The organism is Mycobacterium sp. TH-M116 (assembly GCF_057473685.1).
Genome location: NZ_JBYCLC010000412.1, coordinates 1 through 11045, shown reverse-complemented (window position 1 = coordinate 11045; position 11045 = coordinate 1). Strand labels below are relative to the sequence as shown.

General features: G+C 69.7%; 11 protein-coding genes and 2 pseudogenes. 7 read left to right on the top strand and 6 right to left on the bottom strand.

The genetic code is table 11. The annotated features are described in order from the left end of the window. Both AC2VOK_RS21075 and AC2VOK_RS21070 read right to left on the bottom strand, forming a co-directional pair. On the bottom strand, window positions 1–793 hold a 793-nt coding region (locus AC2VOK_RS21075; protein WP_428902179.1), incomplete at its 3' end, for a phenazine antibiotic biosynthesis protein. A gap of 101 nt (window positions 794–894) precedes the next feature. Continuing rightward, window positions 895–1539 (bottom strand): annotated as a pseudogene (locus AC2VOK_RS21070) (oxygenase MpaB family protein); the annotation flags it as partial. A gap of 123 nt (window positions 1540–1662) precedes the next feature. Here AC2VOK_RS21070 and AC2VOK_RS21065 point away from each other — a divergent pair. The 3 genes from AC2VOK_RS21065 to AC2VOK_RS21055 all read left to right on the top strand — a co-directional run bounded on the left by AC2VOK_RS21065 (window position 1663) and on the right by AC2VOK_RS21055 (window position 4559). Continuing rightward, the gene (locus AC2VOK_RS21065) at window positions 1663–2307 is read left to right on the top strand and encodes a TetR/AcrR family transcriptional regulator (RefSeq protein ID WP_428902178.1); all 645 of its coding nucleotides are present in this window, start codon (window positions 1663–1665) and stop codon (window positions 2305–2307) included. 9 nt (window positions 2308–2316) lie between these two features. Further along, entirely contained in the window at window positions 2317–3693 is a 1377-nt protein-coding gene (locus AC2VOK_RS21060) for an adenylate/guanylate cyclase domain-containing protein (RefSeq protein ID WP_428902177.1), read from the top strand. A 122-nt stretch (window positions 3694–3815) separates the two neighbouring features. Further along, complete coding sequence (locus AC2VOK_RS21055; protein ID WP_428902176.1) at window positions 3816–4559, top strand: methyltransferase domain-containing protein; 744 nt, start codon at window positions 3816–3818, stop codon at window positions 4557–4559. 38 nt (window positions 4560–4597) lie between these two features. On the opposite strand, the gene AC2VOK_RS21050 is transcribed toward AC2VOK_RS21055, so the two are convergent. The 4 genes from AC2VOK_RS21050 to AC2VOK_RS21035 all read right to left on the bottom strand — a co-directional run bounded on the left by AC2VOK_RS21050 (window position 4598) and on the right by AC2VOK_RS21035 (window position 7106). Beyond that, on the bottom strand, window positions 4598–5050 hold the full coding sequence (locus tag AC2VOK_RS21050; RefSeq protein WP_428902175.1) for an SRPBCC family protein: 453 nt from the start codon (window positions 5048–5050) through the stop codon (window positions 4598–4600). A 99-nt stretch (window positions 5051–5149) separates the two neighbouring features. Continuing rightward, entirely contained in the window at window positions 5150–5581 is a 432-nt protein-coding gene (gene trxA / locus AC2VOK_RS21045) for a thioredoxin (protein WP_428902174.1), read from the bottom strand. A 44-nt stretch (window positions 5582–5625) separates the two neighbouring features. After that, window positions 5626–6390, bottom strand: coding sequence for a DUF2127 domain-containing protein (locus AC2VOK_RS21040; protein ID WP_428902173.1), 765 nt, complete (start codon window positions 6388–6390; stop codon window positions 5626–5628). Then, on the bottom strand, window positions 6354–7106 hold the full coding sequence (locus tag AC2VOK_RS21035) for an IclR family transcriptional regulator (RefSeq protein ID WP_428902180.1): 753 nt from the start codon (window positions 7104–7106) through the stop codon (window positions 6354–6356). Before AC2VOK_RS21035 ends, AC2VOK_RS21040 begins: the two co-directional genes overlap by 37 nt. A gap of 300 nt (window positions 7107–7406) precedes the next feature. Here AC2VOK_RS21035 and AC2VOK_RS21030 point away from each other — a divergent pair. The 4 genes and pseudogenes from AC2VOK_RS21030 to AC2VOK_RS21015 all read left to right on the top strand — a co-directional run. Next, window positions 7407–7724 (top strand): annotated as a pseudogene (locus tag AC2VOK_RS21030) (SDR family NAD(P)-dependent oxidoreductase); the annotation flags it as partial. Window positions 7725–7971: 247 nt separating this feature from the next. After that, window positions 7972–9270 (top strand): sodium:proton exchanger, encoded by a 1299-nt coding sequence (locus tag AC2VOK_RS21025; protein ID WP_428902172.1) that lies wholly within the window; start codon window positions 7972–7974, stop codon window positions 9268–9270. 24 nt (window positions 9271–9294) lie between these two features. After that, window positions 9295–10134 (top strand): SDR family oxidoreductase, encoded by an 840-nt coding sequence (locus AC2VOK_RS21020; protein WP_428902171.1) that lies wholly within the window; start codon window positions 9295–9297, stop codon window positions 10132–10134. A gap of 6 nt (window positions 10135–10140) precedes the next feature. Further along, window positions 10141–11045, top strand: a 905-nt coding sequence (locus AC2VOK_RS21015) for an alcohol dehydrogenase catalytic domain-containing protein (RefSeq protein WP_428902170.1), incomplete at its 3' end; no start/stop codon positions are given.

Sequence of the window (11045 nt, the reverse complement as noted above, 5' to 3'; positions counted from 1 at the left end):
AGGCCATCGTGATGGTCGTGGCCGGGAAGATGTCGCGCAGCAGGTCCAGGGTGTCGGCGTCGACGTGCGCGCCGCTGAGCAACAGGTAGCGGATCTTGTCGTTCACCAGGTCCACCACGCGGTCGTCGCGGGCCATCGCCTCCACCAGCGGGGGCGTGGCGTGCAGGTTGGCGACGTCCTGCGTCTGCAGGATGAAGACGGCCTGGTCGACGACGTGCTCGACGTAGGCCGCCACCTCGGCGGCGGCGTTGCGGGCGGTGAGCTTCTTGACCCAGCGCGGGTCGATGTCGATCGAGTGGAACACCGAGCCCAACCGCTCGGAGACCAGGCGTGAGAAGTAGCCCACCCCGTGCGGCCCGCTGGGCATCAGGCACAAAAAGCCCCGGCCCGGCAGAAATCCGCCGGCGGCGAAATCCTCGGTCTGCCATTCGACGACCTGGGCGCACCAATCCGGCAGTTGCGCGGTGCGTTTCGGGGCGCCGGTGGTGCCACCGGACTCGAATACCCGGGGCAGCGGCGCCGAGGATCCCTCGGCCCGGTAGCCGCGGGGGACCAGATCCTCGACCGGCACGCCGCGCAGTTCGTTGACCAGGTTGGGAAACCTCCGCAGGTCGGCGAAGGTGGTGACGTCGCGCAGCGGGTCGAAGTCCAGCATCTCGGCCGTGCGCAGCCAGAACGCCGACCCGGTGTCACGGCCGAAATGCCAGGCGATCGCGGCGCGCAGGTAGGCCTCGGGATCGTCGATCGGCGCCGACCTCGGGACGTCCAGCAGCGAAAAGTCGATATCGGCCATACCACCGATCCTGTCACAGGAACCGCACGAAGATAGGTTTCGGCCGCCGATTGGCTTACAGCACAAAGAGTTCCGCCTCTAGTTACGCGCCGTTCAACTCCTCGGGCGCCGTTGTGCAGCCCTCCCGGGTCGACTGCCACGCGGCGCCACGCCCTGGCCGCCCAGGGCAGGTAGACCACCGACAGGGGCAAGCGGTCGTTGAGCGGATTCAGCGCCCGCATGGTGGCGGCGATCCACTGAAAGCGCTTGTCCTTCTTGGCGTCCCATTCCAACTGGCACACCGCCCGCATCCGCGGGGCAAAGTGCCCACCACGACCAGCCGGGTGTGGGCGTTGAGCGGCGCGGACAGGATCCGCCAGGCCGGCTTGGGGATTCAGCGCGTGATACCGCGACCCGTCACTGACGGTCCCCTTGATCGGCTTGTGGAAGTCGCGAACCTTGCGGCCCCAGGCGTGCGGATCATCGGAGTACACGGTGTGCATCACGAGCGGCGCGGTCCTCCTCGCCCGGCCCAGCGTGTCGCTGAATACCACCGAATGGTCGAGCACACCCTGGGCGAGTTGCTCGATGCAGTTCTCGACGCCGGCCGTGCGCTGGAATCCGAAGAACGCGGTGCGGTGATCGCCGTAGAACTTCCAGGTCGGCGAGTCGGGCCCCAGCCGCGGCCAGGCGTCGTGGCCCTCCCCGCCGACCAGCACGGGCACCGCTTCGCGCAACACTGTCGAACACCACTGGTGAATCGGGATCCGGCAGTGGTGCCCACCCCTCGTCAGCGCGTGCCGCGTGCAGTGTGCATCACTGATACAAAGCCGTATCTTTGTGTCACAATAGCATTCTTACTCCGAGATCGCAGTTGGGGGTCGTGATCCATGCGGTTTGACAGCCCTGGCGGCAAGCTGGGCGAGAAGACCGAGAAATCCGAGAAATCCGAGGTCGACCGGGTCATCCTGGACACCGCGCGGACGGTGTTCGAAACCTACGGCGTGCGCCGGGCGAACGTCGAGGACGTCGCCGTCCGCGCGGGCGTCAGCCGCAGCACCATCTATCGGCGCTTTCCCAGCAAGGACGACCTGTTCGAGAAGGTGGTGCGGCGCGAAGCCGGCCGCTTCTTCCGCACACTGGACCGGGCCACCGCCGGATGCAGCCCGCAGCAGGCCGTGGTCGAGGCATTCGCCCTGGGTGTGTGCTTGGTACAGGACTCGCCGCTGTACTCCCGGATCGCCGAGAGCGAACCCGAGTTGTTCGGGCTGTTCTCGCGTTCCGAGGTCTTCCCGATCCGGCAGTTCGCCGACGGCATCGCCCACACGCTGCGGCGCTGCGGCGCCGACCTGCCCGACCCCGAGCTGGCCGACGTCGCCGACATCCTGCTGCGGATCGCCTTCGGCATCATCGTCTTCCCCACCGACCGCCTCGACACCACGGACCCGGCCGCTGTGCGCCGGTACGCCGCCCGCTACCTGATCCCGATCATCGGCGGACGGCAAAGGGACAACCCTGCCGGCGACCTGGATTAGCCTGGACCCGTGGCGCCGGTGACGCGGACCAGGTACGCCAGTTGCGGCGAGATCGACATCGCCTATCAGGTCTTCGGCGATGGCCCGGTCGACCTGCTCGTGCTGCCGGGGCCGTTCATCCCGATCGACTGCGTCGACGGCGAGCCGTCGATGTACCGCTTCCATCGCCGGCTGGCGTCGTTCGCCCGGGTGATCCGCTTCGACCAGCGCGGGATCGGCCTGTCCTCACCGGTCCCGTCGCCAGACATGATCGGCCCGGAGGCCTGGGCGAACGACGCGATCGCGGTCATGAACGCGGTCGGATGCGCGCGTGCGACGGTGCTGGCACCGGGCTTCACCTCGTTGGCCGGTATCGTCCTGGCCGCCGATCACCCCGACCGGGTGAACAGCCTGGTGACCGTCAACGGCGCGGCACGTTCGCTGCGCGCCCCGGACTACCCGATGGGCTCCGACCTGAGCGCGGCCGACCCGTACACGACGACCGCCATGGACCCGGACGCCGTCGAGCGGGGCTTCGACCTGCTCGGCATCATCGCCCCCAGTGTCGCCGATGACGACGCCTTCCGGGCATGGTGGGACATGGCCGGCAACCGGGCGGCGTCGCCGAGCATGGCGCGCACCTTCGTCCGCAAGATCAGGGACGGCGACGTGCGCGACCGCCTCGGCCGCATCACGGTGCCGACCCTGATCCTGCACCGCGACAACCCGACCTTCAGCCCCGTCGCGCACGCCGACTACCTGGCCGAACACATCCCCGGGTCGCGCCTGGTGGAACTCGCGGGCGGCGACGCCCTGTACTGGGTCGGCGACACCGGCCCGATGCTCGACGAGATCGAGGAGTTCGTCACCGGGGTGCGCAGTGGCTCCGATGCCGAGCGGCTGCTCACGACCATCGTGTTCACCGACATCGTCGGCTCCACCGAGCGGGCCGCCGCGCTCGGTGACCACCGGTGGCGCGACCTGCTGGACAACCACGACGCCATCGTGCGCCACGAACTGCAGCGGTTCGGCGGGCGCGAAGTCAACACGGCCGGCGATGGATTCGTCGCGACGTTTTCCAGTCCCAGCGCGGCGCTGGCATGCGCCGACGCCCTGGTGGACGCCGTCCGCGTGCTGGGCATCGAGGTGCGGGTCGGGATCCACGCGGGCGAGGTCGAGGTCCGCGGCGCCGCGCACGACGACGTCGCCGGAATGGCCGTGCACATCGGCGCGCGGGTGGGCGCGCTGGCCGGCCCGAGCGAAGTGCTGGTGTCCTCGACGGTACGTGACATCGTCACCGGGTCGCGGCACCGGTTCGACGACCGCGGCGAGAACGCTCTCAAGGGCGTGCCGGGTCAGTGGCGCCTGTATGCCCTGGCCCGCGAGCGAGCCACCGTCAGGCGTTAACTCGCCCCACATTCGGCGGACAGTCGGGCGACCACCACCCGGCGTAGGCTGCAACAGAGGGCCACGTGAGCCCAGACCGCCAATTTCGCCGTACAGCTTGGCATTTGATCAAAGGAGCACACATGACCGATGTGCACGTCTCGCTGCCGCCAGCGTTGCGCCGCGCGGTGGACCTGCTTGCCGATCCCCCGGCGGACGCCGACGCCAGCAGGGGGTATCTCGATCTGCTCGGCGACGCATCAGCCGGGGACACCGCCGTCGCGAAGAACACCGGCCCGATCCAGGCCGCGTGGGCCTCGCCGATCGGGTCGATGCTCTACGACAACGCCCAGGCCCTGTCTCGGCGACTGATCAGCGCCTGGCGCCATCCGCTCGAGTGGCTGAACATCCCGGACGGGGGCACGGCGCTCGACGTCGGATCGGGTCCGGGCAACGTCACCGCGTCGCTGGCGCGGGCGGCCGGCCCCGACGGGCTGGCGCTGGGCGTCGACATCTCCGAGGCGATGCTGGCGCGGGCGGTGCGCAACGAGGCGGGCCCGCAGGTCGGATTCATCCGGGCCGATGCCCAGCGACTTCCGCTGCGCGACGGCACCGTCGATGCAGTTGTCTCGATCGCCGTGCTTCAGCTGATCCCGGACCCGGCGGCCGCCCTGGCCGAGATGGCCCGGGTGCTGCGCCCGGGCGGCAGGCTGGCCGTCATGGTCCCGACCGCCGGGCGTGCCGCGCGGCTGTGGCAGATGCTGCCCAACATCGGGGCGCACGCGTTCGGCGACGACGAGATCGGCGACATCCTCGAGGACAACGATTTCGCCAGCGTGCGCGTCACGAACCTCGGGACGTTGCAGTGGGTGCGCGCCAGGAAGTGATGCGCCGGCGCTGACTGCACCGGCTCATCGAGTGCCCCTCAGGCGTCGCGCGCCAGCTCGGCGAGCCGGTCCAGCGACGCCCGCAACTTGTCGGCCGTGGTCGCCCGGGCCCGTTCGAGGCGCGTCGTGTCGGTGAGCGCGGTCCAGTCGTAGGTGTGGGTCACGCTGGTGAGTTCGGCGCCGAGCTGTTCGAGTTGCCAGCGCCACAGGTGCCCGGGCGGCTGCTTTCCCTTTTCCGCCGGCCGCCAGGCGATCTGACTGCCCTCGATGAACTCCACGACGTGGTTCTCCCGGACGGCACCGTTGGTCAACGTGGTCGTGAAGATGTCGCCGGCCTGGCGCACGCGCTGCCCGGGGGCGGCCGCGGCGAGGTTGTCGTTGCCGTCCCAGCTCGGCTGCCGCGACGGGTCGGCGATCAGTTCGAAGATCCGGTTCGCGCTGGCTGAGATGACACGGGTGGCGCTGACAATGCGTTCCTCGGGATAGGACATACCGCTATCCAAACACGTCGCCGGGTGGAGCAAAATCGACGAGTTCCGCAGCAGTCCCCCACCGCACCAGGGGAGCTCCGCGGCACCCTGACCGAGACCTCACGTCAGCGTGTCGTCGACCCAGGTGCGCAGGGCGGGCAGCGGGGCGGCGCCGGACTGGCGGGCCAGCACCCGGCCGTCCCGCAGCAGCAGCAGGGTCGGCACCGCGCGCACGGCGAACCGCTGAGACAGCGCGGGTGCCGCGTCGACGTCGACCTTGACCAGTTTCAGCCGGCCTGCCCGTTCCCGCGCCAACTGCTCGAGGGCCGGGCTGACCGTCCGGCACGGACCACACCATGTCGCCCACAGGTCGACCAGCACCGGCACCGACGACTTCTCGGCGACGTCGGCAAAGGAGTCGTCGCGGGCGTCGACGATCCACGGAAGCCACTGCCGGCACCGCGCGCAGCGGGGTTTACCGGCCGCCGCGGAGGGCACGCGATTCTTCGTCCCGCAGTGGGGGCACACCACGATGCGCGCGTTCTCGCTCATGCCGACAATTCCACCACGACGTCAGCGTGTGCACGGGCGACAGGTCACGCCCTGGCGGCAGCCTTCTCGATGTCGAGGAGCTGCTCGCCGCGCCGTTGCTCCTCGTAGGCTTTGCGGCCACCGCGGAGCCCGAACAGTCGTTTGGACAGGAGCAGGTAGACGACGGCGGCCACGTTGATGGTGAAGGTCACCGCGCGGGTGGTCGTGAGGCCCTTGGCCAGCTCGGAGATTTCCAGCGGCAAAAACACCGAGGTGGCCACCACCGCGAAGTACTCACCCCAGCGTTTCAACAACCACAGCCCGACCCCTTCGACGACTTCCACCATGGCGTAGACGGTCAGCGCCGCGGTCAACAGGACCAGCGTGGATGGCTTGGCGGCCAGGGCCCTCTCCAGCTCGTGGACAGCCGTCATCTGGTCCACCTGGAATCCGCTGGCGCGCAACACGGGTAGGTCGCGTTCCAGCGCTGCCTGGATGGATCCCCGCGCACCGCGGAACTTCCACACCGCGTAGGCGGCCAACCCGATCAGCAGCGCCCGGAGCAGGCGTTCGGCGCCGAGGGCCCGGACGATCATCGCCTGACGCAAAGCCTCACCGCGCAATACCGTCGGGGCGTCCTGAGTGCTGCCGTGGGCGCGCGGCCGGCCGAGGACGAACTCGCCGCAACGCAGGCAGCGCCACACCGGACCCACCGCGGTGTCACCGCGCAGCCGGCCGGCCAGCGCCTCGTCGTCCGGAGCGAAGGTGGCATGCCCATCGAGACCGCAGGTGATCAATTCCCAGCGGTTGCCGCCGCGATGTGTGCGCATGGCCCCCGATCCTCCAATGCGGTCAGCAAACGACGCAAGAGGGAGCGCTCAACCGTTGCCCGCCACGTCCGGACCTGCCGCGCGCTCAGCGGGCACAGCGGGTGCACGGCCAGCATCAGCGCGACGCGGCCACGGTGGTCGAAAACCGGCGCGGCGACAGTCACCACGGGCTGCTTACGGCGTCCGGGGTTGTCGTCGGAGAGAAAGCCGATGGTGGTGAACTCGGCCAGCAGCTGCTCCAGGATCTGCCGTAGAGGGCTGGGCATGTCACTGCTGTCCAGGGTGGCGACCACCCGGACGACCTGCGCCAGCGCGGGCGTCGTCCAGTCCACGTCGTAGCGGCGCTCGCGCGTGCGCTCCAGCACCCGCGCCAGCCGCTGCGTGCGGTCGGCGTTGTCACCCGCGCCGCGCTGGATCCACGCCCGTTGTTCCTCCAGGCTGTCCCACGCAGCGATCGCGACGCCGAAGGGTGGGGCGTAGGGAATGCGGTCGCCCGGGATGCCCGACGGCTGGGTGGCGGGCTCCCCCTCGAATGCCGTGACGACCAGCGAGTCGCCGAACCGCTCGACCACCGAACCGGCGTAGCCGACCTCGCGCGACAGCCGCAGTTCGGCCGACCGGGCCGCGTGCGTGAGCGGCCGCGCGGTGTCGGTGCGCGCGGCGGCACCCGGATTGAACACACCCACCGCTACCGGGTCACCGACTACGGTCTGGATACCGCGAAATTCCTCACCTGCGTCCAGGACCACGTATTGCGTTGCGGCCTAGCCGAACTCGTCACCGCGACGACTACCCAGGGCTGTCTACGATCTGCCGCCATCGCCCACCGCACCGCGGTCGAAACCCTCAGCACGGCCGCGTAATTCGCGTAACGAAACATCAACCGTCACACAACCCCAGTCGAACACAGCCGAACCTGACCCGCACCACAAAGCTTGACTCAAAAATTCGGCTTCGCCGGATCTAGCCATCTAGATGAATAGGGTCTTACACACCTCGGAAGAGGTTACAGATAAGCGTTGTGGGCCGAGCTGCACGACAAGGGCGTCGACGTCCTGTGCCTCATCCCGGGCAAGACCGACACGCCTGCGCTGCGCCGGCTCGAACACAGCCGCGGCCAGATCGGTTCGCCCGGGGATGTGCCCCCCGGCGCTGCTGCCGTGGACGACGTGATCGCGGAGGCGTTCGAGAACCTTGCCGACGGCCCGACCTGGATCGTGGGTGAGGAACTGCGCGCGACGACGCAGATGATGGGATCGCTGACGCGCAACCAACTGGTGCGGCTCATGGCGCAGGCCAGCGCCGCGGCGATGGGCGCCGATCACCCCGAGTAGGGCGCGCGTGTGGCACGGAACCACCCCGGCCGACAGCGCGTCGTATCACATATCGCACTCCATGTCGGCCAACCCGGCTTCCGGGGTTTGCCTAAGTCATGAGTTAGCCGACCCGAAATTTCGGATTCTATTGCAGCAAAAGGTAACCCACTCCCGCCTGGGTCACGTGCGGCATTGCTGACCACCGACCCGGCGGGTAGCTTAGGCAAGGGTTCGCTACGGCAGCCCCGCTCGACGAGTCGTAAGGATGACGATGCTCGCCACAGACAGGCCCGCAGCCTCGAGCGCAGTACGTTCCCCGCGCCGCACCCTGGCCCGTTCCGCGCTGATCACCACCGCGTTCATGGTTCCCGCGGTGGTCGTGCGCCTCGGGGGCCTGCACCCGGAGCCGGTGGCCGCCCTGTTGATCTTCGGGGCCGCGGTCGTCTCGGCCAGCTTCCTGCTGGCGTGGGCGGCCGAGGCCGCACAGGTCGACGTCTCCGGCGGGCTGGCGACGGCGGTGCTCGCGTTGATCGCGGTGCTGCCCGAATACGCCGTCGACCTCTACTACGCCTACGTGTCCGGCCACAACCCCGATTACACCCAATACGCCTCGGCCAACATGACCGGGTCCAACCGGCTGCTGATGGGTCTGGGCTGGCCCGTCGTCGTGCTGATCGGCATCGTCGTGGCGCGCCGGGCCGGCACCGACAAACCCGGCGGTTTGGCGCTGCAGCCGGCCAATCGGGTCGAACTCGGCTTTCTGCTGCTCGCCGGCGTGTTCGCATTCGTCATCCCGGCGAGCGCGCAGATCCACCTGGCCACGGGGATGGCGCTGCTGGCGTGGTTCGGCTTCTACCTCTACAAGGTCAGCCACGGCGACGTGGCGGAGCCCGACCTGATCGGTACCGCCGCGGCCCTGGGCGAACTGCCCGATCGCCGCCGGCACGTGGCTGTCATCTGCCTCCTCGCGACCTCCGGAGCGGTCATCCTGCTGTGCGCCGAACCGTTCGCCGACAACCTGGTCGCCGCCGGCGGCGAACTGGGGATCGACCGGTTCCTACTGGTGCAGTGGCTCGCCCCGCTGGCCTCCGAAGCCCCCGAATTCATCATCGCGACCATCCTCGCCGCGCGCGGCAAGGGCACGGCCGCCATCGCCATGCTGATCTCGGCCAAGGTGAACCAGTGGTCGCTGCTGATCGGGTCGTTGCCGGTCGCTCACCTGCTCGGCGGCGGCGGACTCACGCTGGCCCTCGACCCGCGACAGGTCGAGGAAATCCTGCTCACCGCCACCCAGACCATGATGGGGGTGGCGCTGCTCATGGGGCTGCGCTTCCACCGGGCCACGGCGTGGACGCTGCTGGTGTTGTTCGTCGTCCAGTTCCCGATCGCCTCGACGCACGGGCGGCTGCTGCTGTGCGGCGTCTACACCGCGGTCGCCCTCGCCGGGCTGGCCGTCAACCGCCGCCACCTGGCTGCCACCGTGCGGGCGCCGTTCTTGACCAACGCCCTTCGGCACAGCGGTCACCCGCACGACGCGGCGCCCCAACCCCGGCTCCTGATGTAGCGCCGCTGCGTATACGGTCCACGTATGACTCGAGTGGCGGTGATCACAGGCGGCGCGGGGGGCATGGGCCTGGCCACGGCCGCAGTCGTCGGCCGCGACCACACCGTGGTGCTCTGCGACGTCAGGCAGGACCGGATGGCGGCCGCGGCCACCGCCCTGCACGACCTCGGGATGTCCCCCACGGTCGTCGAATGCGACGTGACCGACCGGCGCGCCGTCGCCGACCTGTTCGACACCGCCAACGGCCTCGGCACCGTCGTCTCGGTCATCCACGCCGCCGGGGTGAGCCCGAGCATGGGCCCGGCCGACCACGTCATGCGGACCAATGCGCTGGGCACCCTGCACGTCAACGAGGCGTTTCACGCGGTGGCAGGCGAGGGCGCCGCGATCGTCAACGTGGCGTCCATGGCGGCCCACCTGCTGCCCGCGGAACTCATTCCCGCAAGCCAGTTTCCGCTGGCGCTGCACGACGCCGACGCCTTCCTGGACGCCATGCTGGCGGCGTGCGACATCGTGCCCGAAGAGGGGCGATCCGGCATCGCCTACGCGGTGAGCAAGAGCTTCGTGCGGTGGTACAGCCAGTCGCAGGCGGAACGGTTCAACGCGCGCGGCCTGCGCATCGTCTCGGTGTCCCCGGGGTCCATCGACACCGAGATGGGCAGGCTCGAGGAACAGGCCGGGGCGGGGGCGATGGTCACCGAGGCCGCGGTCCCGCGCTGGGGCAAACCGGAGGAGATGGCCGAGTTGCTGGCGTTCTGCGCCAGCGACAAAGCGGGTTACCTCACCGGCACCGACATCCTCAACGACGGCGGCGTGACCGCCTCGATGACGGAGCGGGCCCGGGTGGCCGCCGCGAACGGCTGAGCATCGATGCGAAGCCGCGCGGCCATTCTCTACGAGTACGGGCGCCCGTGGTCGGTCGAGGAGTTCGAGCTCGACCCGCCGCGCGCCGGCGAGGTGCTGGTGAAGCTGGCCGCCACCGGCCTGTGCCACTCCGACGAGCACATCCGACAGGGCAAGCTCGCGCCGCCCTCCGACGTGCTGAACTCTTTGGGACTGCCCGCCATGTCGCCGACCATCGGCGGGCACGAGGGTTCCGGCGTGGTCCTCGAAGTGGGTTCGGGCGTCACCGGTTTCGCGCCGGGGGACCACGTGGTGACGTCCTTCCTCGCGGTGTGCGGACAGTGCCGATGGTGCGCCTCGGGGATGGAGTACCTGTGCGACAAGGGGGCAGGGACGCTGACCCCCGGCATGCCGACCGACGGCACGTTTCGCCACCACACCGCCGACGGCCGTGACCTCGGGCATGTGTCCAAGATCGGTGCGTTCGCCGAACACACCGTGGTGGCGGCGGATTCGCTCGTCAAAATCGATCGGGACGTCCCGCTGGTGCCCGCCGCACTGCTGGCCTGCGCGGTGCCGACGGGATACGGCTCGGCGGCCCGGCGCGCGGGCGTGCGCGGCGGCGACACCGCGGTCGTGATCGGCGCCGGCGGCATCGGCGCCGCGGCCATCCAGGGCGCCCGCATCAACGGTGCCGCCCGCATCGTCGCGGTCGACGTCAACGAATTCAAGCGCGAGTCCGCCCCGCGCTTCGGGGCCACCCACACCGCGGCAACGGCGGCCGAGGCGCTCGAGTTGGTGCGCGACCTGACCCGGGGCGTGATGGCCGACGCGGTCGTCGTGTCCCCCGCGATGATCGGCGAGGCCGACGTGGGCGCGGCACTCGCGCTCACCCGAAAGGGTGGCACCTGCGTGCTCACCGGCCTGCCGGC